General features: G+C 70.6%; 21 protein-coding genes. 9 read left to right on the top strand and 12 right to left on the bottom strand.

Annotated features, from left to right (window positions below; all coding sequences use genetic code 11):
* Positions 1 to 37: 37 nt before the first annotated feature.
* A complete protein-coding gene (locus ACFXG1_RS08170) occupies positions 38 to 2398 on the bottom strand; it encodes an ATP-binding cassette domain-containing protein (RefSeq protein WP_384741678.1) in 2361 nt (786 codons plus the stop codon).
* Positions 2399 to 2484: 86 nt separating this feature from the next.
* Between ACFXG1_RS08170 and ACFXG1_RS08165 the strand changes: the two genes are divergently transcribed.
* Positions 2485 to 2982: a hypothetical protein gene (locus ACFXG1_RS08165; RefSeq protein ID WP_384741676.1), complete on the top strand. Its 498-nt coding sequence runs from the start codon at positions 2485 to 2487 to the stop codon at positions 2980 to 2982.
* 299 nt (positions 2983 to 3281) lie between these two features.
* Here ACFXG1_RS08165 and ACFXG1_RS08160 read toward each other — a convergent pair whose 3' ends face one another.
* Complete coding sequence (locus ACFXG1_RS08160; protein WP_384715605.1) at positions 3282 to 3497, bottom strand: dodecin; 216 nt, start codon at positions 3495 to 3497, stop codon at positions 3282 to 3284.
* A 194-nt stretch (positions 3498 to 3691) separates the two neighbouring features.
* Between ACFXG1_RS08160 and ACFXG1_RS08155 the strand changes: the two genes are divergently transcribed.
* Positions 3692 to 4951 (top strand): extracellular solute-binding protein, encoded by a 1260-nt coding sequence (locus ACFXG1_RS08155; RefSeq protein ID WP_384715602.1) that lies wholly within the window; start codon positions 3692 to 3694, stop codon positions 4949 to 4951.
* Positions 4952 to 5038: 87 nt separating this feature from the next.
* Here the strand turns inward: ACFXG1_RS08155 and egtD are convergent, their stop codons facing one another.
* Genes egtD through egtA form a run of 4 tightly spaced genes read right to left on the bottom strand, consistent with a single transcriptional unit; the run spans position 5039 to position 9400 of the window.
* Complete coding sequence (gene egtD / locus ACFXG1_RS08150; RefSeq protein ID WP_384715599.1) at positions 5039 to 6004, bottom strand: L-histidine N(alpha)-methyltransferase; 966 nt, start codon at positions 6002 to 6004, stop codon at positions 5039 to 5041.
* Positions 6001 to 6765, bottom strand: coding sequence for an ergothioneine biosynthesis protein EgtC (egtC, locus tag ACFXG1_RS08145; RefSeq protein ID WP_384741673.1), 765 nt, complete (start codon positions 6763 to 6765; stop codon positions 6001 to 6003). Before egtC ends, egtD begins: the two co-directional genes overlap by 4 nt.
* Complete coding sequence (gene egtB / locus ACFXG1_RS08140; RefSeq protein WP_384741671.1) at positions 6765 to 8126, bottom strand: ergothioneine biosynthesis protein EgtB; 1362 nt, start codon at positions 8124 to 8126, stop codon at positions 6765 to 6767. The genes egtC and egtB overlap by 1 nt, the downstream gene beginning before the upstream one ends.
* A complete protein-coding gene (egtA, locus tag ACFXG1_RS08135) occupies positions 8123 to 9400 on the bottom strand; it encodes an ergothioneine biosynthesis glutamate--cysteine ligase EgtA (protein WP_384715590.1) in 1278 nt (425 codons plus the stop codon). The genes egtB and egtA overlap by 4 nt, the downstream gene beginning before the upstream one ends.
* Before the next feature lie 159 nt (positions 9401 to 9559).
* Here egtA and ACFXG1_RS08130 point away from each other — a divergent pair, with 159 nt between their 5' ends.
* The 3 genes from ACFXG1_RS08130 (at position 9560) to ACFXG1_RS08120 (ending at position 11952) form a co-directional block, all read left to right on the top strand.
* The gene (locus tag ACFXG1_RS08130; protein WP_384715587.1) at positions 9560 to 10456 is read left to right on the top strand and encodes a TIGR02452 family protein; all 897 of its coding nucleotides are present in this window, start codon (positions 9560 to 9562) and stop codon (positions 10454 to 10456) included.
* A 138-nt stretch (positions 10457 to 10594) separates the two neighbouring features.
* Positions 10595 to 11617, top strand: coding sequence for a LacI family DNA-binding transcriptional regulator (locus ACFXG1_RS08125; protein ID WP_384741669.1), 1023 nt, complete (start codon positions 10595 to 10597; stop codon positions 11615 to 11617).
* A gap of 65 nt (positions 11618 to 11682) precedes the next feature.
* Positions 11683 to 11952: a hypothetical protein gene (locus ACFXG1_RS08120; protein ID WP_384724422.1), complete on the top strand. Its 270-nt coding sequence runs from the start codon at positions 11683 to 11685 to the stop codon at positions 11950 to 11952.
* Positions 11953 to 11995: 43 nt separating this feature from the next.
* On the opposite strand, the gene trxA is transcribed toward ACFXG1_RS08120, so the two are convergent.
* Positions 11996 to 12376, bottom strand: coding sequence for a thioredoxin (gene trxA / locus ACFXG1_RS08115; protein ID WP_384741667.1), 381 nt, complete (start codon positions 12374 to 12376; stop codon positions 11996 to 11998).
* Positions 12377 to 12582: 206 nt separating this feature from the next.
* Here trxA and ACFXG1_RS08110 point away from each other — a divergent pair, with 206 nt between their 5' ends.
* Complete coding sequence (locus tag ACFXG1_RS08110) at positions 12583 to 14034, top strand: dihydrolipoyl dehydrogenase family protein (RefSeq protein ID WP_384741665.1); 1452 nt, start codon at positions 12583 to 12585, stop codon at positions 14032 to 14034.
* 226 nt (positions 14035 to 14260) lie between these two features.
* Here the strand turns inward: ACFXG1_RS08110 and ACFXG1_RS08105 are convergent, their stop codons facing one another.
* On the bottom strand, positions 14261 to 14635 hold the full coding sequence (locus ACFXG1_RS08105; RefSeq protein WP_384713027.1) for a transposase family protein: 375 nt from the start codon (positions 14633 to 14635) through the stop codon (positions 14261 to 14263).
* Positions 14636 to 14884: 249 nt separating this feature from the next.
* Positions 14885 to 16663 (bottom strand): DUF262 domain-containing protein, encoded by a 1779-nt coding sequence (locus ACFXG1_RS08100; protein ID WP_384741662.1) that lies wholly within the window; start codon positions 16661 to 16663, stop codon positions 14885 to 14887.
* Positions 16664 to 17332: 669 nt separating this feature from the next.
* Between ACFXG1_RS08100 and ACFXG1_RS08095 the strand changes: the two genes are divergently transcribed.
* The gene (locus tag ACFXG1_RS08095; RefSeq protein ID WP_384713021.1) at positions 17333 to 17740 is read left to right on the top strand and encodes a hypothetical protein; all 408 of its coding nucleotides are present in this window, start codon (positions 17333 to 17335) and stop codon (positions 17738 to 17740) included.
* A gap of 108 nt (positions 17741 to 17848) precedes the next feature.
* Here ACFXG1_RS08095 and ACFXG1_RS08090 read toward each other — a convergent pair whose 3' ends face one another.
* The gene (locus ACFXG1_RS08090) at positions 17849 to 18739 is read right to left on the bottom strand and encodes an alpha/beta fold hydrolase (protein ID WP_384741660.1); all 891 of its coding nucleotides are present in this window, start codon (positions 18737 to 18739) and stop codon (positions 17849 to 17851) included.
* Between the two features lie 111 nt (positions 18740 to 18850).
* Between ACFXG1_RS08090 and ACFXG1_RS08085 the strand changes: the two genes are divergently transcribed.
* The gene (locus ACFXG1_RS08085; RefSeq protein ID WP_384741658.1) at positions 18851 to 20794 is read left to right on the top strand and encodes a BTAD domain-containing putative transcriptional regulator; all 1944 of its coding nucleotides are present in this window, start codon (positions 18851 to 18853) and stop codon (positions 20792 to 20794) included.
* A 92-nt stretch (positions 20795 to 20886) separates the two neighbouring features.
* The gene (locus tag ACFXG1_RS08080; protein WP_384721714.1) at positions 20887 to 21303 is read left to right on the top strand and encodes a hypothetical protein; all 417 of its coding nucleotides are present in this window, start codon (positions 20887 to 20889) and stop codon (positions 21301 to 21303) included.
* Positions 21304 to 21393: 90 nt separating this feature from the next.
* Here the strand turns inward: ACFXG1_RS08080 and ACFXG1_RS08075 are convergent, their stop codons facing one another.
* Positions 21394 to 22230, bottom strand: a complete 837-nt coding sequence (locus ACFXG1_RS08075) for an SDR family NAD(P)-dependent oxidoreductase (protein ID WP_384721712.1) — start codon at positions 22228 to 22230, stop codon at positions 21394 to 21396.
* 29 nt (positions 22231 to 22259) lie between these two features.
* Positions 22260 to 22673: a PPOX class F420-dependent oxidoreductase gene (locus tag ACFXG1_RS08070; protein ID WP_384721709.1), complete on the bottom strand. Its 414-nt coding sequence runs from the start codon at positions 22671 to 22673 to the stop codon at positions 22260 to 22262.
* Between the last annotated feature and the right edge of the window lie 114 nt (positions 22674 to 22787).

The raw sequence follows: 22787 nt of genomic DNA, 5'->3' as shown, positions 1-22787 counted from the left end.
ACCCGGCCGGCGGGGTGTCCGCACCCCGCCGGCCCGGTCAGCGGGGTGTCCGTACCTCCAGTACCCGCGCCAGCCAGGGCGCCGTACGGCTCTCCGCGGCCGACGCCACCTCGGCGGGGGTGCCGGCGGCGACCACCCGCCCGCCCGCGTCGCCGCCGCCGGGACCCAGGTCCACCACCCAGTCCGCGTCCGCGACCACCGACATGTCGTGCTCCACCACGACCACCGAGTGGCCCGTGTCCACCAGCCCGTTCAGCTGCCGCATCAGTACCTCGACATCCGCCGGGTGCAGCCCGGCGGTCGGCTCGTCGAGTACGTACACCGTCCGCTCACGGCGCGGCCGCTGCAACTCGCTCGCCAGCTTGATCCGCTGCGCCTCGCCGCCGGACAGCTCGGTCGCGGGCTGCCCGAGCCGCAGATGGCCCAGACCCACGTCGAGCAGGGTGGTCAGGCTCCGGGCCGCCGCCGGGACGTCCGCGAACCGCTCCGCCGCCGCCTCCACCGTCAGAGCCAGCACCTCCGCGACCGTCAGGCCCCGGTGCCGTACCGCGAGCGTCTCCTCGTTGTACCGGGCGCCCCCGCAGACCGGGCACGGCGCGTACGTACTCGGCAGGAACAGCAGCTCCACCGCGACGAAACCCTCGCCCTGGCACTCCTCGCACCGCCCGCCCGCGACATTGAACGAGAACCGGCCCGCGCCGAAGCCGCGCGCCCGGGCCTCGTCGGTGGCCGCGAAGAGCTTGCGGACCGTGTCGAAGAGCCCTGTATAGGTGGCGAGGTTGGACCGGGGCGTACGGCCGATCGGCTTCTGGTCCACCGTCACCAGCCGCCCCACCCCGGGCACGTCCGCGGTGATCTCGCCGACGAGCGTCGACTTGCCGGACCCCGAGACGCCGGTGACCGCGGTCAGCACACCGAGCGGGATCCGGACCCGTACGCCGCGCAGATTGTGCCGGGTCACCGGGCCCAGGGACAGCCACTCCGACGGCTCGCGCCCCCGCCGCCCCGCCTTCCCCGCCGCCGTACCGTCGCCGAAGAGGAAGCGGCGGGTCGCCGAATCCGCCACCTCCGCCAGCCCGGCGGGCGGACCGCTGTGCAGCACCCGCCCGCCGTGTTCGCCCGCGCCGGGACCCACGTCGACGATCCAGTCCGCGGCCCGCATCACATCCAGATGGTGCTCCACCACGAACACCGAGTTGCCCGCCGCCTTGAGCCGCTCCAGCACGACCAGCAGCGACCGGGTGTCCGCCGGGTGCAGCCCGGCCGACGGCTCGTCGAGGACGTACACCACACCGAAGAGCCCCGACCGCAACTGAGTCGCGAGCCGCAGCCGTTGCAGCTCACCGCTGGAGAGGGTGGGGGCGGGCCGGTCGACGGAGAGATAGCCCAGACCGAGTTCGGTGACGGTGGCGATCCTCGCCAGCAGATCCGCCGTCAGCACCCGCGCCGTCGTACCGCCGTCCGCCGCCGCCAGCACCCCGGCCAGCGCGTCCAGCGGCAGGGCCGCCAGATCGGCGATCGTCCGGCCCGCGAAGGTCACCGCCAGGGCCTCGGGCCGCAGCCGGGCACCGCCGCACCGCGCACACGGCGCCGAGCGCAGAAAGCGCTCCGCGCGGGCCCGGAGCGTCCGGCTCTTCGAGGTGGCGAACGTATGCAGCACATAGCGCCGGGCGCTCTGGTACGTCCCCTGGTACGGCCGCTGGATCCGGTCCGCGTCCCGGACCGGATGCACCGTCACCACCGGCTGCTCGTCGGTGAACAGGATCCACTCCCGGTCGGCGGCGGACAGCTCCCGCCACGGCCGGTCGACGTCGTACCCCAGCGCGTCCAGCACATCGCGCAGGTTCTTGCCCTGCCACGCGCCCGGCCAGGCCTCGATCGCGCCCTCGCGGATCGACCGGGACGGATCGGGGACCAGCAGATCCTCGTCGGTGCGGTGGACCAGGCCGAGACCGTGGCACTCGGGGCAGGCACCGGCGGCGGTGTTCGGCGAGAAGGCGTCCGAGTCGAGACGCCCGGCGCCCGGCGGATAGTCACCCGCCCGGGAGAACAGCAGCCGCAGCGAGTTGGAGAGCGTCGTGACCGTCCCCACCGACGAACGCGACGAGGGCGCGGAACGGCGCTGCTCCAGGGAGACCGCGGGCGGCAGCCCGGTGATCTCGCCCACCACCGGCGCCCCCACCTGGTGGATCAGCCGACGGGCGTAGGGGGCGACGGACTCGAAGTAGCGGCGCTGGGCCTCGGCGTAGACCGTGCCGAAGGCGAGGGACGACTTCCCCGACCCGGAGACACCGCAGAACACCACGAGGGCGTCCCGCGGCAGATCCACGTCGACATCGCGCAGATTGCGCTCCCGCGCGCCACGAACACGTACAAAGGGGTCATGAGGGTGGTGCACGTTGGCTGATTCTAGGCGCTTGCCATCGGCCGGGCCTCCGGGGCGCGAGCGCTCCCGGCGCGGACCGCCGCGCCTAATCTTGTGCGATGACTCGCCCAGGATCCCGGCCCGTGGCCGTCTTCGACATCGACGGAACCCTCGCGGACGCCCGGCACCGCCAGCACCATCTCGAATCCCGCCCCCGTGACTGGGACGCCTTCTTCGCCGGGGCGCCGCACGATCCGCCGCTGCCGGAGGGCGTCGCCCGCTGTCTGGCAGCCGCCGAGGAGTGTGTCGTCGTCTATCTGACGGGCCGCCCGGAGCGCTGCCGCAAGGACACCCTCGCCTGGCTCGCCGCGCAGGGGCTGCCCGAGGGGCGGCTGCTGATGCGCCGCGGCGGTGACCGCAGACCGGCCCGGGTGACCAAGCTGGAGGTGCTGCGCGCCATCGGCCGGGGCCGCACGATACGGATGCTCGTGGACGACGACGAACTCGTCTGCGCCGCCGCCGAACAGGCCGGGTTCCCGGTGGTCCGGGTGGACTGGGCGGCCGGGACCACGACCGCGGCGATGCGCGAGGCCCAGCAGCGGACGGGCCGTACCTGACCCGCGGGGTGCGGTGGGAAACGGCCCGGACCCGAGCCGCGGGTCCGGTGTGAACGGGCCGGACCCGAGCCGCGGGCCCGGCGGGAAACGACCCGAACGCGAACCGCGGGCCCGGCGCAAGGCAGGTCCCACCCGATCCGGGTGGGGCGCGCCCGGCCGTGCCGGTATGCGCCGTACACCGGTTCCACCCCTCGCCGCCCCGACATGCGTGTTTCACAAATGGAGGCGCCGTCCGCATATGCCTGTGGCCAAAAACATAGGGGTGCCGCCGCGCCGGGCCGCGGCGGCACGGCGGACCGTCAGTCGCCGTCCTCCAGCCGGAAGCCGACCTTCAGTCCGACCTGGTAGTGGTCCACGCGCCCATCGGCGATATGGCCGCGCATCTCGGTGACCTCGAACCAATCCAGCCCGCGCACTGTCTGATTCGCACGGTTGATACCGTTACGGATGGCCTGATCGAGGCCCTCGGGGGAGGTTCCGACGATTTCGGTGACCCGATAGATGTGATTCGGCATGGGGCTTGCTCTCCTCTCGGTACGCTCACCCCACCCCGTTCCGGATGTGAACGGTGGGTGAGGTGTCCGGATCGAGGCCTCTTCGGGGGTTGACCTCGCCTTTTGGTCCATACCAAAATCCAGCCACGCCCCGCGCGTCCCTGAGCGCGATACCCCCCATCGGGTTCACATTTTCATGCCATAAGGTGAACGTTGTGAGAAGCCGCCCTGTCCCCACTTCCGTCGCACTGGTGTGCCTTGTCGCACTCACCGGCTGCGGAATCATCCCCGGCACCGGGTCCGACAAGACCACGGTGAAGATCTGGCTGATGAAGGACAGCGCGTCGGACGAGTTCCTCGACCGTTTCACCAAGCAGTACGAGAAGGACAACCCGTCCGTCGACCTGAAGTTCGACTTCCAGGACTGGACGGGCATCGGCAAGAAGGTGAACGCCGCCCTGGAGGGCAAGGACACCCCCGAGGTCATCGAGGTCGGCAATACCCAGGTCGCGCAGTACGCGGAGACCGACGCCCTGACCGATCTGACCGTGGAGTCCACCCGGGACCTCGGCCAGGAGGACTGGCTGCCCGGTCTCGCCGAGCCCGGGAACATCGACGGCGCCCAGTACGGCATCCCCTGGTACGCGGCCAACCGCGTCGTCATCTACAACAAGGACCTCTTCCGCGCCGCGGGCGTCACCGAGCTGCCCACCACCCAGAAGGAGTGGCTCGAGGTCACCGAGAAGCTCAACAAGGGCGGCACCCAGGGGATCTATCTGCCCGGCCAGGACTGGTACGTCCTCGCGGGCTTCATCTGGGAGGAAGGCGGCGAACTCGCCGTCGAGCGCAGCGGCTCCTGGCAGGGCGAGCTGGACAGCGCCGCCGCCGTCAAGGGCATGAAGTTCTACCAGAAGCTGCAGGCCCTGGGCCGCGGCCCCAAGGCCGGCGACGAGCGCAATCCGATCCAGGCCGGGGTGTTCGCCAAGGGCGACGCGGCCCAGCTGATCGACACCCCCGGCGCCACCGCCCAGATCCTCAAGGCCAATCCGGCCCTCAAGGGCAAGCTCGGCTACTTCCCGATACCGGGCAAGAAGGCCGAGAAGCCGGGCGCCGTCTTCACCGGCGGCTCCGACCTGATCATCCCGGACAAGGCGAAGAACCGCGCCGAGGCCGTCGAGGTCGTCAAGGCCCTCGCGAGCGAGAAGTGGCAGACCGACCTCGCCCGCACCATGAACTACGTGCCCAACAAGAGGTCCCTCGGCAAGGTGGTCTCCGGCGAGAGTGCCCAGGCCATGGCCCGCGGCGCCGGCGCCCCGGGCAGCAAGGCGACCCCGAACTCGCCCCGCTGGGCCAATGTCGAGCTGGACAACCCCATCAAGCGGTACATGACGGCGGTGCTCCAGGGCGGCGACATCGCGCGGAACGCCAAGCAGGCGTCCGACGCCATCACCAAGACCCTCTCCGCGACGCTCTGACGCCGAGGACGCCACCGACGGGGCGCGCCCGGCGCGCGCTCCCGCGACATCTGCCGGGCCCGGCCCGCGGGACACCCTGCGACATCGCTAGCCCTCCGGTGACGACAACGACAGCGCGAACCGTCCCGCGCGGTCGGTCCACCAGTGGGTCAGCTCCAGACCGGCCGCGGCCAGCTCGCCCCGTACCCCTTCCCGGCGGAACTTGGCCGACACCTCCGTCCGTACCTCCTCGCCCTTCTCGAACGGCACCGCGATCCCCAGCTCCGGGATCTTCACGGTGAGGGCGGACCGGGCCCGCAGCCGCATCTCGATCCACTCCCGGTCCGCGTCCCACAGGGCCACATGGTCGAAGTCTCCGGGGTCGGCGTCCGCGTCCAGCTCCCGCGCCAGCACCCGCAGCACGTTCTTGTTGAACTCGGCCGTCACCCCCGCCGCGTCGTCGTACGCCCGGACCAGGACCGCCGGGTCCTTCACCAGGTCGGTGCCGAGCAGAAACGCGTCACCGGGCGCCAGCAGCGCCCGTACCGATGCCAGGAACAGCGCGCGCTCGTCCGGCAGCAGATTGCCGATCGTGCCGCCGAGGAACGCCACCAGCCGGGGCCCGGGGGTCTCCGGCAGTTCGATCCCGGCGGTGAAGTCCGCCACCAGCGCGTGGATGGCGAGACCGGGTCGCTCGGCGAGCAGGGTACGCGCCGCCCCCGTCAGCGCGCTCTCGCTCACGTCCACCGGCACATAGCTCCGCGGCCCGCCGGGCGCGGCCAGCAGATGACGCGTCTTGTCGGACGAGCCCGAGCCCAGCTCCACCAGGGTCGCGGCGCCGGTCGCGGCGGCGATCCCGGGGGAGCGGTCGAGCAGGATCTCCCGCTCCGCGCGGGTCGGGTAGTACTCCGGCAGCCGGGTGATCTCGTCGAACAGGGCGCTGCCCCGGGCGTCGTAGAACCACTTCGGCGGCAGGGTCTTGGGCAGGGCGGTCAGCCCCTTCCGGACATCGGCGCGCAGCGCGGCGCCGGTGGCGTCATCGGGCAGGGTGCGGGTCAGGACGAACGGACTCACGGGGAGGGCTCCTTGAGGGGGGTCAGGAGGACATCGGCGGAGGTGGCCCGCAGCAGGGTGCGGTCGGGGACCTCGCGCCAGCGCGTATCGTCGTCGTACGGCTCCGATGCCACGACCGTGCCGCCGCCGGGCGCGCCGGGCCCGGTCAGATACCACAGGGAGTCGCCCCAGGCGGTGGCCGTGACCGTCGCGCCGTCGGTGAGCAGGAGATTGAGCCGGGATCCCGGTGCCGTACCCGCCGTCTCGTACACGGTCGCCGCCAGCGCCTCACCCGCCTCGTCGCCGTCACGCAGCCGCCGCAGCGCCAGCGCCCACAGCAGCGCCGCGTCGCAGCGGGCCTCCAGCGCCAGCAGATCCGCCGCGGGCAGCGCGGCGGCGAGCGGGGCGACGGTACGCGGCCAGCCCGCGACGGCGCCGTTGTGGCTGAACAGCCAGGGCCCGGCGGCGAACGGTGCCGCGGCCGCCTCGCCGTCGGCGCCCGGCACCGTAGCGTCCCGGACGGCCGCCAGGAAGGCGCCGCCGCGGACCACCCGGACCAGATCGGCGAAGGACGGGTCCGCCCAGACGGGCCCGGAGCGCCGGTAGCGGCCGGGTACCGGGTCCCCGTCCGCGTACCAGCCGACGCCGAAGCCGTCCGCGTTGACCGTGCCGTGGCGCTGGCGGCGCGGCTCCCACGACTGGCGGAGCAGACTGTGCGCGGGGGCGGTCAGCACCTCGCCGAGCGGCAGCGGCGGCCCCAGATAGGCCAGATGGCGGCACATCAGACGTCCCGGGCGGTACGGAACCCGGCGAAGATCTGGCGGCGCACCGGCAGGTCCCAGTTGCGGAACGTACCCCGGCAGGCCACCGGGTCGACACCGAAGGCGCCGCCGCGCAGGACCTTGTGGGCGGGGCCGAAGAAGACCTCCGAGTATTCCCGGTAGGGGAACGCGGCGAACCCCGGATAGGGCAGGAAATCGCTTGCCGTCCACTCCCACACATCGCCGATGAGCTGCCGCACGCCGAGCGGTGAGGCGCCGTCCGGATAGCTGCCGGCGGGCGCGGGCCGCAGATGGCGCTGGCCCAGGTTGGCCCGCTCCGGGGTGGGGTCGGTATCGCCCCAGGGGAAGCGGCGGGACCGGCCGGTCGCCGGGTCGTGGCGGGCCGCCTTCTCCCACTCGGCCTCCGTCGGCAGCCGCCGGCCGGCCCAGCGCGCGTAGGCGTCGGCCTCGTACCAGCTGACGTGGAGGACGGGCTCGTCGTCGGGGACCGTCTCGACGACACCGAACCTGCGGCGCAGCCACTGCCCGCCGTCGCGCCGCCAGAACAGCGGGGCCCCGATGTCGTGCCGCCGGATCTGCCCGTAGCCGTCGGCCGCCCACCAGCGGGGGTCGCGATAGCCCCCGTCGTCGATGAAGGCCCGGTACGCGCCGCAGGTCACCGGGGCGGTGTCGAGGAAGAAGGCGGGGACGTCCCGCCGGTGCGCGGGCCGTTCGTTGTCCAGCGCCCACGGTTCGGTGGAGGTGCCCATGGTGAACGGGCCGCCGGGCACAAGGACCTCAAAGGGCCCGAAGGGTCCGGGGGCGAGCGCCGGGCGCGGCGGTTCCGGGGCGGTGAGCGCCACCGGGCCGCTCCGCAGCTGATGGGTGATGAGCATCGTCTCGTCGTGCTGCTGTTCGTGCTGGGCGATCATCCCGAAGGCGAAGGACGCGTCGGTCAGCGGACCGCCGCCCTCCAGCGGGACGGTACCGAGGACGTCGACGACCCGGGCGCGGACCTCGGCCGCGTAGCGGCGCGCCTCGGGCGGCGGCAGCAGGGGCAGGGCGGGGCGGCTGGCGCGCGGGTGCTCGAAGGCGTCGTACACGGAGTCGATCTCGGGGCGCAGGGCGGCCCGGCGGCCCACCGTGCGCAGCAGCCACTGCTCCTCCTGGTTGCCGATATGTGCCAGGTCCCAGACCAGGGGCGACATCAGGGGGGAGTGCTGGGCGGTCAGTTCGCCGTCGTCGACGGTGTCGGTCAGCAGGGCGGTACGGGTGCGGGCGGCGGTCAGCGCGTCGAGCGCGCGGCGCCGCAGCCCGTCCGGCGCGGGCTCCGGCTCCCCGGCCCCTTCCGTTCCGCGGCGCGCGGTGTCGTCGGTGGTCACGCTCCCGGCTCCTTCCCGTGGGACGGCGGTGGCTGGTCGTCGGCGGGACATCGGCCGCGCAGGACATGGCGCTCGTGGAAGTCGGCCACCGCGTCCCGGACCCGGCCCGAAGCGCCCGCCCTGGGCAGCGCCTCCAGCGCCGCTTCGAAGCAGGCCACGGCGGCGCCGTGCAACTCGGGGTCGGCCAGTCCGTGCCGGGCGGCGTCCAGCCAGAGCGGATTGCGCGGCGCGGGCCGCGGCCCGGCCCGTTCGGCCAGCGGCTTCACCGTCCGGTAGGCCCGCTCGGTCGCCTCGGGGTCGTCGAAGAGCACGGCGGTGACCGCGAGCGGCACCTGCCAGCCGTCGTCGCCCGGCTGGGCGTCGATCATCCGCAGCTCCAGATGGCCCCGCGGGCGTACCGGCGGGAAGAGCGTCGTCAGGTGGTAGTCGAGGTCGGCCCGGGTGGGCGGCCGGGGTGTCCCGGAACGTATCCACCGGCGGAAGGACAGGCCGCGGGGCCGCTCCCAGGGCCCGTCGCCCGGGGACCGTACGACCATCACCGGCGCGTCGAGTACATGTGCGGTCCACGCCGACCGGGGCTCGCGGTCGAGCGGCGGCGCGATCGGCCGTACCGCGTCCAGCTGGGCCCAGACGGCCTGCCGGGTGGAGCGCCAGCCGGTGGTACGGCCCTCCAGCACGGGCGAGTTGGCGAACGCGGCGGTCAGCACCGCGCCCAGCAGATGCGCCAGCCGCCAGCGCCTGCCGAGGCCCAGCGGGCCCGGCTCCTCCTCTCCGGCGTCCAGACAGACCTGGATCGAAGCGGACGAGCACATCATGACCCGGCCGCAGGCACCGGTGCGGTCGAGATAGGCCTCCATGGCGTCGTAGCGGGGCTCCCGCAGCAGCCGCCGGGGCGTGCCGTAGGGGTCGATCCCGATTCCGGTGAGGCCGAGCCCGTCCCGCTCCAGCAGGGCACGGACGGCGCCGAGGTCGGCCGCGACGGTGTCGACGCACTCCATCAGGGAGGCGGCCGGGGCCGAGCTGAGTTCCAGCTGCCCGCCGGGTTCGACGGTGACGGCCGAGGTCAGCGGCAGGGAACGGGCCCCCGTATGGGCCGCCGTGAGCCGGTCTGCCGGGACCCGGCGGCGGGGGTCGCGCTTCTCGTGGACGAGCCATTCCAGCTCCACGCCGAGGGCGCGGGGCGGGCCGGTCTTGAAGCAGATGCAGCGGAGCAGATCCTCCGCCTCCGCTTCGTTGATGGGCCGGGCGGGGTCGCCGGCTTCGGAAGGTCGCATGACGGCTCCTCTTGTGAAGGCACCCCTGCCAACCTAAAGCCACCCTCACCCGGCCGCACAAGGGCGCCCGGACCAGGACCGGCGTCGGACCGCCCGGGACCGCACCCGCCGGGGAAAACCGTTTGCCGCCGTCTTCGCAGGTCACAGAGGATGGCGGGGATGAGCGCACGACTGCGGGCCATCGCCCGTGAGAACCAGGAAATCGTCGAAGCGGGCCGCTATCACGCCCCGGGCGGGCATGTGGTCGCCCTCGGGGACCGGCTCGCCGAGGCCCTCGACGGCACCCGGCTGTACGGGCCCGCCCCTCTGACCGTCACCCCCGGGACCGACCGGGTGACGCGGATCCGTGTCACCGGCGCGAGCAGCACCGCAGCCGCCCTGCGGCTGGCCGCCGAGGCCCCCGACCCGGTGGCCGTACTCAACTTCGCCTCCGCCCGCAATCCCGGCGGCGGCTACGTCAACGGCGCCCAGGCGCAGGAGGAGGCGCTCTGCCGGGCCTCCGCGCTCCACGCCACCCTGCTGCGGGCGCCCGCGTACTACGCGTACCACCGCGAGAACCGCGACCCCCTCTACTCCGACCGCGTGATCCACTCACCGGCCGTGCCCGTCTTCCGCGACCACAAGGACCGCCTCCTCGACACCCCGCGCACGGTGGGCTTCCTCACCTCGCCCGCGCCCAACGCGGGAGTGGTGGCCCGGCGGGAGCCGGAACGCGCCCACCTCGTCCCGGCCGCGCTCGCCGCCCGCGCCGAACGGGTGCTGGAGGTGGCCGTGGACCGCGGCTACCGCCGGATCGTGCTGGGGGCCTGGGGCTGCGGCGTCTTCCGCAACGACCCGGCGACCGTCGCCGGGACCTTCCGGGCGCTGCTCACCGGCGAGGGCGGATTCGCCCGCCACTTCGACCAGGTGGAGTTCGCGGTGCTGGACCGGACGAAGACCCGGAGCACCATCGGCGCCTTCGAGGCCGCCTTCGGGTCCGACCGGACCGGACTCGGGTCCGAAGGGACCGGACTCGGGTCCGAAGGGACCGGCCTCGGGTCCGACCGGACCGGCTGAGCGGCCGGGCCCGCCGCGGTCCCGGTGTCACACGGAACACCCCTTACCCGCAAGGCAGTTGGTCCGAATATCACGGGCGCCTAATCCGGCCAACCGGCCGACGTTGTGCAGGGTCGTTCTGGAAAGATACCGAGAGCGATGAGCCAGACACCCAAACAGACCGCGGACCGTTCCGTACCCACCAGCGCCGATGTCGCCCGCTTAGCCGGGGTCTCCCGGGCCACCGTCTCGTACGTCCTCAACAACACCGCGTCCGTGCGGATCAGCGAGCCCACCCGGCGCCGGGTGCGCGAGGCCGCCGAGGAGTTGGGATACGTGCCCCACGCGGCGGCCAGGAGCCTGCGCGCCGGACACACCCGGATGGTCGTCCTGCCGCCCGCGACCCTGCCCGCCGGACCCCTCTACGGGCGTTTCCTGGCCGAACTCCAGGCGGCGCTGCGCCGCCTCGACTACACCGTCGTCCAGTACGGCGGCCTCGGGCTCGACGGCGACGAGGCCGCCCGCGCCTGGGCCGAACTGCGGCCCGTCGCCGTCGTCGCCCTCGGTGAGGTCGGACTGACCCCGCACGGTGTCGACGTCCTCAAACGCTCCGGCGCCCGGGCCGTGGTCACCCTCGGCTCCCGGCGGGTCGCGGGGGCCCACTGCTTCGTCATGGACCAGCGGGAGGTGGGCGCCCGGGCTGTCGCCCATCTGGTCGAACGAGGACGGCGCGCCATCGGGGTCGTGATGCCGCAGGAGACCGGCCTCGAACGGTTCTCGGAGCCCCGGATCGAGGGCGCCCGCAGGGCCGCGGCCGCCGCGGGCGCCCGGATCGAGGCGCTTCCGCTGTCCTACGAGGAGGAACCGGCGGCCGCGCTCGCCGCGCGCTGGCGGCGGCTGGGCCTCGACGCGGTGTTCACGTACAACGACGACTACGCCGTGCTGCTCATGCGCGCCCTGAAGGACGAGGGCATCGCCGTCCCCGCGGAGACCGCCGTCATCGGCGCCGACGATCTGCTCCTCGGCCGGCTCCAGCGGCCCCGGCTCAGCACCGTCCATATCGACCTGGTCACCGGCCGGCGGCTCGCCGAGCTCGTCGACCGGGTGGTGCGCGAGCCGGGCGAGGAGCCGGTCGTCCACGATCTGATGGGGGCGCGGGCGATACACCGCGAATCGACCTGACCCCCGGTGGGTGCGGCGGGCGGGTCCGGGTGCGCCGACCGGCCCGCCCCTCTACCGTCACTCGCATGAGTACACAACCGCAGCGCTACGAGATCCTCGTCGTGCCCGAGCACGTGGTGGGACACGACGCGGCGCAACTGGCCCAGGACGCCATCCGTTCCGCCGTCGTCGAGGCGACGGGCGAGTGGGGGGCGTCCGGCTATCCGCGGTACGCGGGCCACGGCGTCGTCGCGGACATCGACCCGGTGACCCGGACCGTCGAGGCCGTCCTGGTCGACGGCGCCGAACTGGACTACGGACTGTCGGTACGGGTGGTGGACGCGGGGCGGGACTGACCCGAAGGCCCGCCGCGCCGCCCGCACCTCACCGTCGTACGGCCTACTTCTCCCCGCCCCCGGCGGCCTCCGCCTCCTTCACGGAACGGCGCACCTCGTCCATGTCGAGCGCCCGCGCCTGGCCGATGACGTCCTCCAGCGCCGCCTCCGGCAGCGCGCCCGGCTGGGCGAAGACCGCGACCCGCTCGCGGACGATCATCAGGGTCGGAATCGACCGGATGTCGAACGCCGCGGCCAGCTCCTGCTGCGCCTCGGTGTCGACCTTCCCGAAGACCAGATCGGGGTGACGCTCGGCCGCGCCCTCGTAGACGGGCGCGAACTGCCGGCACGGGCCGCACCAGGAAGCCCAGAAGTCGATCAGGACGAAGTCGTTCTCCGACATCACCTGGTCGAAGTTCTCCTTGGTGAGCTCAACCGTGCTCATGACATGCTCCTTTTCCTTTTCCGGGCGAAACGGCCCGCACCGGCTCTGGGGACAACGGCGCCCCCGACCCGGCTATTCCTGCCCGCCGCGGCCCGTTCAACCCCGACGGGAGCCATGAGTCTGTGTGATGATCGACAGAAACTGGACATCAGGACATTCTGTGAGCGGGCTGTGCGCGCGTGGCGCAGGGAAGGACACCGGACACCATGGACAGTACGAGGCCGGACCCCGTGGAGTACGACGTCGTGGTGATCGGCGCCGGTCCCACCGGTGAGAACGTCGCGGACCGGGTCAGGGCGGCCGGGCTCAGCGCCGCCGTGGTGGAGAGCGAGCTGGTCGGCGGCGAGTGCTCCTACTGGGCGTGCATGCCCAGCAAGGCCCTGCTGCGTCCGGCGATCACCCGCGCGGACGCCCGCAAGGTACCCGGGGTGCGCCAAGCGGTCGGCGGACCGCTCGACGCGGAGGCCGTACTCGCCCACCGCGACGCGTTCACCTCCCACTGGAACGACGACGGCCAGGTCGCCTGGCTCGACTCCACCGGCGCGCGGTTCTACCGGGGCCGGGGACGGCTGCACGGCCCCCGCGAGGTCGTCGTCGAGAGCCCCGAGGGCGAACACCACGTCCTGACCGCCCGCCACGCCGTCGCCGTCTGCACCGGCAGCCGCGCCGTCCTGCCCGACCTCCCGGGGCTCGGCGGGGCCAGGGCGTGGACCAGCCGCGAGGCGACCAGCGCCCGCGCCGTGCCCGGCAGGCTCGCCGTCGTCGGCGGCGGTGTCGTCGGCGTCGAGATGGCCACCGCCTGGCAGGCCCTCGGCTCCCGGGTCACCCTGCTCGTCCGCGGCGGGGGACTGCTGCCCCGGATGGAGCCCTTCGTCGGCGAACACATCGCCGACGCCCTCACCGCGGCGGGCGCCGACGTCCGGCTGAACACCGACGTCACCGCCGTCGTACGCGACGGAGGCACCGGCCCCGTCACCCTCGTCCTCGCCGACGGCGACCGCGTCGAGGCCGACGAGGTCCTCTTCGCCACCGGCCGCGCCCCCCGCACCGACGACATCGGCCTGGACACCGTCGGCCTGACCCCCGGCTCCTGGCTCGACGTCGACGACACCCTCCGGGTCGACGGCAGCGACTGGCTCTACGCCGTAGGCGACGTCAACCACCGCGCCCTCCTCACCCACCAGGGCAAGTACCAGGCCCGTATCGCCGGCGCCGCGATCGTCGCCCGCGCCCAGGGCGTCCCCCTGCTGGAGACCGACCGCTGGGGCGCCCACAGCGCCACCGCCGACACGGCGGGCGCCCCCCAGGTCGTCTTCACCGACCCGGAGGCCGCTTCCGTCGGCCTCTCCCTCGCCGAGGCCGAGGCCGCGGGCCACCGCGTCCGCGCCGTCGACCACGACATCGCATCGGTCGCCGGAGCCGCCCTCTACGCCGACGGCTACCGCGGCCACGCCCGCCTCGTCGTGGACCTCGACCGCGACATCCTCCTCGGCGCCACCTTCGTCGGCCCCGCCGTCAGCGAGCTGCTCCACTCCGCGACGATCGCGGTGGTCGGCGAGGTCCCCGTGGACCGCCTGTGGCACGCGGTCCCGTCATACCCGACGATCAGCGAGATCTGGCTCCGGCTGCTGGAGGTGTATCGGGGTTACCAAGGTTGAACTCATGGTGTCGTAGGAGCTGACGACTCTCGGTCTTGCTGCGCTATTACTTGCTTATGGGAGCAGCGCCGAGGCGGGGGTTAGGGATCAAAGCGATGGAGCAGTTCTGCAGGACGAGCGAGTCGATCGCAGTGAGCTTCTTCAGCGGTGCCGCTCCAAGGTGAGTACGGCTTGTACGATTTGACGTGAGCAGGTTCGGTCTGCAGCGAGCGCGATGGAAGATGCGTCACTGCTTGAGCCGGGCAAAAACGAGCTCGACAGGGCTTCGGATTAGAGAGTGCGCCATATTGACGTCGGCCTGGCAGGTGGTGATGTCTTGGCCACAGTGTTGTTTGAAGGGCGTGGAGAAGGTGTCCTCGGTGCCTTCGTATGCCTTGTCGGCGAGGACCGGGATCTTCAGCCGCTGACACACGGTGATGATGCCGTGGGTGCGTGCGGCGGTAATGCCCATGTTCCGGTCCAGCGGGGAGGGTGAGTACCAAATGAGTTCTCCGGTCGGGTCGGCGACGGCCTGGATGTTCACACTGAGTCGACGAGCCTTCCCCGAGTAGTCGGCCCGGCCGTTCCCGACTGCGTCGTACCCGGCGATCGTCCCATCCATGAGCACGTACTCGGGCCCGGCCCAGCGCACGGGCCAGCGACGATGCCGTCGCCGCGAGGAGTTCGGTGACGCTGTATGTAGGTGTGGGCAGTGGCCTTGCTGATGCCGAACCCGACCCCGAGAGCTTGGCGAGGGCGGTGTGTTCGTGCAGGGAGATCAGGACACGTTGGGGCCGGGCGGAGGTTGCAGCGGCAGTCAACTGCTCGGGAGCTTGCTCGCCACGCCGCGCGGTGACCCGCCTGAAGAAGCTCACTTGAATCGCTTAGAGGTTGCCAGGGCTTCGCTAATCGTCATTTTTCGCAGATCTTCGCCATCGCGAGTGTAGTATTCATCGTCATAGCTAGAAAGCTCCGACTGTGCGGGAATTCTAACAATTACATAAGCCCGGCCGGAGTACGATATTGTGTCCACGTTGGCCAGCACGGCGCTCTTCAAGGGTTCGCTTAGCGGAGATTTCTGTACCGAACTAAGTATTCTTCGAGTGTAATCGCTAAGTTGAATTCCAAGGGCTCTGCATTCCCTGTCGATGCCGACAAGTAGTTGCATTCCCATGCGGAGAGGGGTGATGGAGTCGAGTTGTTCAACTCGTTCTGCGTCGCTCTGAGTGTCGGCTACACCGAAGACTATGTAGCCATCTGCTTCGGGTCCCACATTTGCGATAGCCGAGATTATTTTCGGCAGTTTCCCAAGGAAGCGCTCGTCAATTTGCCGCTTCCTGGCTAGCGATACTATTCCTTGCTTAAATTCATAGCGGGCACTTTCTATGGGGGCTCGCCTAATAATACTGGGAAACTCGATCTCCATGGCGGGTCCGTGCGCGAGTGCGGGTCGTGGTGCGCTGACGAAGTGTTTTTCTAGGAGACCACGAACGATGTCGATATTCTCTTGTCTTTGTTGTTCGGTTGTTGTATTTCTGCTAGGCGTCAACTTGGCGGACACTTTTCGAATTGCCGCAAATGCGGATTTAGGGTCCACCAGCTGCTTTTGTTGCCTGATTATCAGGTCGTAGAATGCCATGAATACTGCATAGAACGGCGTTTTTGCGGAAGTGAAACTGCTGGTACTTACATGAGATCGGAAAGCTCCATTGACTCCCGGCCGTTCGGATTCCACCATGGTTTTCATGGCGCCCAGTACGGCTTTTACGTCGTTGGCCAAGGCTTCAGTTCCGTAGGAGCTTAGATCGATCGTGAGTGATTGGCTCTCGGGTGTAGTCGGGTCAAAGTATTTATCAAGAACATCAGAGCTAACGCTGAATGTATTACCCCTCACAACAGAAATGCAGATGTCGGCCAGGAGTTGCTCGTCCTCGCTCTGTTGCAGCTGACGAGGGTTCAGGACACCCAGACCGCACCAGAATGTCTCCTCTGCTGCGATACCATATCCGAGCCTTTCGCGTGCAGAGTCGATCGAAACGGCTGGCATTTTTGTGAGGGGAAGTACGTCAGGTGACCCATCATATCTAAAGTCAGAAGCCAGACCTCTAACCATTCGAACAAAATCGCTCACCACGCCTGCTTGCCTTTTCTCTTGGGCGCTGAGTTGGCGACCTCCTGAATTAATACGCCGAAATACCTCAGTCACCTGAGTTTCGTCTTTTGAGTCGAATACGGTCACTGCAAGTTGATAATCAAGCAAATCTGCACACTTGCTCGCTGGAAGAAGATCCGGATTTCCCGCCTCGGGTTCGAATGCTCTAGCCTCGGCCAACTGGCGTGCACGCGAGAACTCTTTCAGATCGAAGAAGCGCCCGACGTCGCCGTCTTGAATGGCGTATTTTTGCTCGATGTAGCTGAAAATGGCATCGAGTCTTTGCATGCCATCAATAATCTCGAAGTCACCGTCCGCTGTTTCGGCAAGCAGGAAAAGAGGGATGGGAAACCCCTTTAGGATGCTATCGATCAAGTGAATCTTTTCGTCTACTCCCCAAACGAGCTTTCTTTGGTAATTTCGATTTACAATCAACTTTTCCCCTCGGTAGAGATTGTAAGCCTCTTGGATCGACATGCCTCGAGGGGTGATAGACATCGATGCTCTTCTCTGTGAGTCGGCCTGAAGAGTGGAAATGCAGTGATGAGCCTATACCACTTGATGATTACTTAAGGGGGCAATGTTGAAGTTTGTGTAACTTTTAAGCCTCCAGCCCTGAGTGCCCAGGGGGTAAATTAGACGAAATAATCGGTTTCGGGACTGTTCCCGAGGGGCGGCTGTTCCAGTTACGGTGTGTCCTTTGCGGCGGTTGCTGGAGACGTACAGGCAGGGGTGACCGTCGGCGGCTTCCTCGCCGACTTCGACGAGCCCGCAGAGTTCTCACCTCGCCGTCGCCGACCAGCGCGCGGAAGCCGGGCTCATGCTTGGCCGGTGCCGCCTCGGCCCTTCCAGGACATGTCGGTCGGCAGAGGCATCCCGGCTCGCCCGAGCCCGCGGTGACCTGGTCCTTGGCCTCTCTGCCACGGTTGTGTCGCGTCGGCGGTGGCAGGACCTTGAGGCAGGCCGCGAAGGCGAACATCCCGGGCGGCGGTGCGAGCGGGTAACTCCGGCGTGTCCTTGACGGCGGCCGGGGATATCCCGGAGGACTCAAGGGCGGCAGGCGGACGGTGGGGGCTGGGGGCTGGGGCGTGCACGGGCGTGCGACGGGATCGCCGGGCGGCGCTGAGACCTCACCGCCCCGTGTGCGGGAGAGCGCGATGAAACGACGTGCGAGAACTGCCCGCCCTGCTGGTGGGCCCGGTGCTCGCCGGTCTGGCCGCCGCCGTCGTCGTCCCCGGGACGGAGGCCGACTCCGGGCCCCGGGCTCTCGCCCCGATCGTGCGGACCGAGACGGGCCTGGTCCGGGTCCTGTCCCGACCGGCGGCCGGGAGGTCGCAGCAGGTCGTGGTAGCGGTAGGTGACATAGCCGACCCCCTCCAGCATGCCCGCGTCGACGAGGTGTTCGGCGACGCCTTCGGCGTCGCGCTGCTTGGTTCCCAGCAGCGCGGCGGAGGTCCGCACGGAGAAGGCCGGCAGCCGCGGCAGGGAGAACAGGCGGAAGGCCCGGGCGGCGTTGTCATCCCCGATCAGCTGGTGGAGTTCGCGGCGGTCGCCGTGCTCGACGGGACACCCTGAGGGCCTGACCGAGGCCCGCGGCCCCGCGCCGGGGCGTCCGGGGTACAGACGCGCGCCGGAGGGCCGACGGCGCCGCTCGGCCACACCGTGACACGCCCGCGGGGGAGGTCAGCGGGCCAGCAGCTCCCGCAGGGCCGCCGCGATCTCGTCGGGGGCCTCCTCGGCCATGAAATGGCCCGATCGGGTCAATCGGTGGTCCAGGTCCGGTGCCCAGGCCCGCCACACCCCGGCGGCGTCGTAGCCGAGCTGTGCGCCCCAGTCCTGCTGGACGACCGTCACGGGCATGGCCAGCTGCGACCCGGCGTCCAGGTCCGCCTGGTCGTGCACGACATCGATGCCCGCCGAGGCCCGGAAGTCCGCGACGACCGACGGCACCGCCGCCGCGCTCGCCCGCAGATACTCGGTCCTTACCTCCTCCGGTATCGCGGCCGGGTCGTTCGCCCAGGCGTCGAGGAACGAGCCGAAGAAGGAGTCGGCGCTGTTGGCGATCAATGTCTCCGGCAGACCGGGTGGCTGCGCCATGAGGAAGAGGTGGTAACCGACCGCCGCCGGGACGCCGTGCAGGACGTTCCACATGTCGAGAGTCGGTACGGTGTCGAGGATGCCCAGGTGCGTGATGGTATCCGGGTGGTCAAGACCCGCCCGGAAGGCGACCAGGGCGCCCCGGTCGTGCCCGGCGAGGGCGAAGCGGTCGTGACCGAGCGCCGCCGCCAGGGCAACGGTGTCGGCGGCCATGGCGCGCTTGGCGTACACCTCGGGTCCGGTGGCCGTCGGCTTGTCGCTGGCGCCGTAGCCCCGCAGGTCGGGGCAGATCACCGTGTGCTCCCCGGCGAGCCGCTCGGCGACGTGCCGCCACATCAGATGGGTCTGGGGAAACCCGTGCAGCAGCACGAGCGGGCTGCCGCTGCCGCCGACGGCGACAGCCAGCTCTGTACCGTCCGCGCCGGGCAGGCGAAGGTGGTCGAAGCCGGGAATGGTGCCGGGAATGGCGAGTGTCATGACAGGCCGTCCTTTCGAGTGGGGGAACCGACCGGATCAGCCTGGGCGACGGCGATCAGCAACCGATCAGTACGGTTGGGCCCGGCCGCCCCCGGCACCGAGGATGGGGACATGCGAATCGATGTGCTCGGCGCCGTGCGGGCCCTCCGCGACGACGGCAGCCCGATTGATCTGGGTGGACCCCGCCATCGCGAGGTACTCGCCCGGCTCGTCGCCGCCGAGGGACGGATGGTGACCACCGACACCCTGGTCGACGACCTGTGGACCGATCCGCCGGCCCGCGCCGTGGGCGCCCTGCGCACGTTCGTCGCCGCGCTGCGCCGCGCCCTCGAACCCGACCGGCCGCCCCGCAGCCCGCCGCGCGTCATCGTCACCGAAGGCCCCGGCTACGTCCTGCGCCTGCCGCGCGAGGACGTGGACGTCCACCGGTTCCAGGACACCCTGGCCCGGGCCCGCCGCGACCCCGGCGCACCCGGTGCGGTGACCGGTCTCGGTACGGTACTCGCGGCCTGGCGCGGGCCTGCCTACGCCGATGTGCCCGACTCCCCCTGGGCGCTGCGCGAGCGGATCCGGCTGGAGGAACTGCGGCTGGAGGGCGTGGAACTGCACGCCCGTATCCTCCTCGACTCCGGGGAAGGGGCCGGTCTCGTCGCCGGGCTGGGCGCTCATGTGGCCGAGCATCCATGGCGCGAGCCGGCCTGGGGACTGCTGGCCCGCGCGCTGCACCGGGCGGGCCGCCGGGCCGACGCGCTGGCCACCCTCCGCCGCGCCCGCACGATGCTCGTCGATCAGCTCGGGCTGGACCCCGGTTCCGACCTTCAGCGCCTGGAGCGGGACATCCTCAGCGGATCCGCGCCCCCCGAAGGTGTATCGGCCGCGTGGACCGGTACGGGTGTCCGGCTCGGCCCGCGCACCACCGTGACGCTGGCCCGCACGCTCGCACTGGCGGGCGGTGACGCCCTCGTCCACTCACGGCGCGACCGCCTCGCCGCCGTCCGGGCGGCGGAACGCACCGGAGACCCCTCCCTGACCGCCCGGATCATCGGCGCCTACGACGTACCCGCCCTCTGGAGCCGGGCCGACGACCCCGGGCAGTCCCGCGCCGTCGTCGCGGCCGCCGAGCGCACCCTCACCGCGCTCGGCCCCGGCGGCCCCGACGATCTGCGCGGCCGTCTCCTGGCCACGATCGCTGTCGAGAGCCGCAGCGCCGATCTGTCCGCGAGTGGGCTGAGACGCGCGCACGAGGCGGCCCGGCAGGCCGAGGTCCTGGCGCGGAACCTGGCCGACCCCGCCCTGCTGGCCTTCGCCCTCAACGGGGTGTTCCTGCAGTCCTTCACCCGTCCCGGGCTCGCGGCGGTACGGGACGGGACCGGCGCCGAGATCCTCGGCCTGGCGACCCGGCACGAGCTGCCGGACTTCGCCGTACTCGGCCGGCTCATCCGTCTGCAGTCCGCTTCGGCCCTCGGTGACCTGGACGCCGCGGCCTCGCACGCCGAGGCCGCCGAACAGCTCGCCGCCGCCACCGAGGCGCCCCTCGTCCCCGTCCTCACCGGGTGGTTCAGGGCCCGGGCCACGGCCGCCCGCAGCACCGAACCCGGCGGACCCACCGCCGCCACGGCGGCAGCGCACTACCGCGTCTGCGAGGACGCCCTCCGCACGGCCGGAATGCCCGGACTGCACCGCGGTCTGTTTCCGCTCGCCCTGCTGGGGCTGCGCCTGCTGCACGACCGGCCCGCGCCCACCGACCCGCGTCTCGACTGGGGTCCGTACCTGCCCTGGGTACGGCCCCTCGTGCTGCTCGCACAGGACCGCGTCGGCGAGGCCCGTACAGCCCTCGCCGCCGCCCCCGAACCGCCGCATGACCACCTCCAGGAGGCCCTGTGGTGCCTGACCGCCCGCGCGGCCGCCCGCCTCGGCGACCGCGAAGCCGCCGCCCGCGCCGCGGACGTCCTGCGCGGCGCCCGTGCGGAACACGCCGGCGCCGCGAGCGGAATGCTGACCATGGGACCGGTGGCGCGGTACCTGGCGGAGGCGCAGGCATGCGGGTCCCAGTGAGCCCGGCCCACTCGGCGAACCTGGCTTCGGGATCGGGCGGGCCGTTGACCTGGTCGAAGTCGGCGATCAGCTCATCCGGGTGGTCGCACTCGATGTCTCCTTTCTGGACCCCTACGTCTTGGGGGGCCGGTGCCGGGAACCCGCACGCCTCCGAGGACGAGATCACGAAACAGGACTGGGGCGAGGTCCTCAAACCCGACTACCTCACCCCGGACTGCAGCCGCGAGTCCGTCGATCGGGCGACGGCCCAGTCCGAGCAGACCTGGAGGAACACGGGCGACGCGCTCGCGAACGAGGGCATCGGCGGCGAGGCCAAGAGCCGGATGAGCGACCTCGTCGGCATAGACGAGGAGCCGGGCCCCCGGCGCGGGAACCTTCGCGGTGACAGCCGTTTTGGCTTCGGCGAGCCAGGTCACCTCGCCCCTCGGCTTTCTGTCTTCTGTTCCTCCATCGGTCCGGCTATGGTGTGTCCTTTACGGCGGTTGCTGGAGGCGTACCGGCAGGACTGACCGTCGCTCAGGCCGCACGCACAGTGCGCAGTGTCAACTGCTCCTCGTGACTAGTGCTGTGACCGGAAAGGTTTGCCGTGGGCCCGCGGTTCACAGCACTAGGGCATGGTCCGCCAGCACCCCCTCGGTGTACAGATGTAGTCGGCGGGCTTGCTCGGCCGAGAACCCCGGGCCTTGTGTGAGGAGGGGTGTATACCGGACGAAGGCGCTGAGTGCGGTGTCGGGTGGACTGTCGAGCACCCGGATGATCGGGAGCACGGCTTCTTCCACCGGTTGGGCGATTCTGCGGATGTCGGCGATCTGGGCGAGGGCGTCCGGGGTGTACTCGCCGGAGAATCCGGTGCTGACCGTTCCCGGGTGGAACAGGACGTACCGCACGTTCGTCCCTGGCCGGCGGTCCGCGTAGGCGACGCCGAGCAGGTCGTTGAGCCGGCCGCCCTGGGTGAGAGCTGTGTGCCCGTCGTATTCCCGGGTGAACTGGAGGTCGTCCCAGTGGATCTTCCCTGTGCCGCCGGGCCCTGCGACATTGACGATGACCGGGGCATCGGCCGAGTCGAGGAGGCCGGTCAACCCGTGGCTCAGGACGAATCGGCTCAGATAGAAGTGGGCGAAGGTGTTCTCGAAACCCTCGGCCGTGACCAGACGGGTGGTACGGAAGTGCCGGGCGCACAGCACTAGGGCATCGACCTTCGCGAAGGACGAACGGAGCGTGTCGAGCAGTGCTCCGGTCTCGGACAGCAGGCTCAGGTCGGCGCAGAGGAAGTGTGCCCGGGAGGCCGCATCGCGTCGTCGCGCGGTCTCCAGCCATACCTCGCCCTTCTCCGCGTTGCGTCCGACCACCACCACCTCCTGTCCCCGGTCCAGGTAGGTGCGGGCGATGGCCTCGCCGATGCCGTCCGTGCCGCCGGTGATGACGTAGGTCTTCACCGCGGTACTCCTCGCTCGTGCCCCCCGGCTCACAGGAACCGGGCCGCGATCTTCTCGGGAGTGATACGGACGGTCACCAGTTCCGGGAGGGCCGTGTGGGCTTCCGGGTTGTGCTCGGCGTAGGTCATGCCGGTGTACTTGACGGCCAGTTGGTCCAGGCGCCTGCGGCTGCCCGGGCTTTCGAACCGGGCTGTGCCGCTGATCGACGCGTACCCGTACGGCTCGTCCGGCGGGTTCACCATGACGCCCAGCCGCGGATCGTGCCGCAGATTGCGAACTTTGATCTTGTCGACGCCGGTCACGAGGAAGAGCTCGTCGCCCTCCCTCCCGATCCAGACCACCGATTGGTGCGGGCTCCCGTCGGGCCGCAGGGTCGCCACAGTGACGAAGATCCGGGCATCGAGGGCCTCCTTGAGTTTCACGGACAGGCGGACCGGGCTCACACGTGACTCCTGTCTGAGAGCAGACGTTGCGACAGACACGTCGAATGCATCAAGTGTCACAACTATGAGGCGTTTTATCGAGGGTGCGCAACAGTGATGGGGTGATTGATGATT

Source organism: Streptomyces sp. NPDC059248, assembly GCF_042753905.1.
GTDB lineage: Bacteria > Actinomycetota > Actinomycetes > Streptomycetales > Streptomycetaceae > Streptomyces.
This window is presented reverse-complemented; position numbering and strand designations above follow the sequence as displayed.

Bases quoted from the DNA above. Each gene is read 5' to 3' on its own strand.
- ACFXG1_RS08100 (WP_384741662.1), bottom strand. From the start codon at position 16,663: ATGTCTATCACCCCTCGAGGCATGTCGATCCAAGAGGCTTACAATCTC.
- ACFXG1_RS08110 (WP_384741665.1), top strand. From the start codon at position 12,583: ATGGACAGTACGAGGCCGGACCCCGTGGAGTACGACGTCGTGGTGATC.
- ACFXG1_RS08085 (WP_384741658.1), top strand. From the start codon at position 18,851: ATGCGAATCGATGTGCTCGGCGCCGTGCGGGCCCTCCGCGACGACGGC.
- egtA (WP_384715590.1), bottom strand. From the start codon at position 9,400: ATGCGACCTTCCGAAGCCGGCGACCCCGCCCGGCCCATCAACGAAGCG.
- trxA (WP_384741667.1), bottom strand. From the start codon at position 12,376: ATGAGCACGGTTGAGCTCACCAAGGAGAACTTCGACCAGGTGATGTCG.
- ACFXG1_RS08125 (WP_384741669.1), top strand. From the start codon at position 10,595: ATGAGCCAGACACCCAAACAGACCGCGGACCGTTCCGTACCCACCAGC.
- ACFXG1_RS08090 (WP_384741660.1), bottom strand. From the start codon at position 18,739: ATGACACTCGCCATTCCCGGCACCATTCCCGGCTTCGACCACCTTCGC.
- ACFXG1_RS08120 (WP_384724422.1), top strand. From the start codon at position 11,683: ATGAGTACACAACCGCAGCGCTACGAGATCCTCGTCGTGCCCGAGCAC.
- egtC (WP_384741673.1), bottom strand. From the start codon at position 6,765: ATGTGCCGCCATCTGGCCTATCTGGGGCCGCCGCTGCCGCTCGGCGAG.
- ACFXG1_RS08105 (WP_384713027.1), bottom strand. From the start codon at position 14,635: ATGGATGGGACGATCGCCGGGTACGACGCAGTCGGGAACGGCCGGGCC.
- ACFXG1_RS08080 (WP_384721714.1), top strand. From the start codon at position 20,887: ATGTCTCCTTTCTGGACCCCTACGTCTTGGGGGGCCGGTGCCGGGAAC.
- ACFXG1_RS08165 (WP_384741676.1), top strand. From the start codon at position 2,485: ATGACTCGCCCAGGATCCCGGCCCGTGGCCGTCTTCGACATCGACGGA.
- ACFXG1_RS08130 (WP_384715587.1), top strand. From the start codon at position 9,560: ATGAGCGCACGACTGCGGGCCATCGCCCGTGAGAACCAGGAAATCGTC.
- ACFXG1_RS08160 (WP_384715605.1), bottom strand. From the start codon at position 3,497: ATGCCGAATCACATCTATCGGGTCACCGAAATCGTCGGAACCTCCCCC.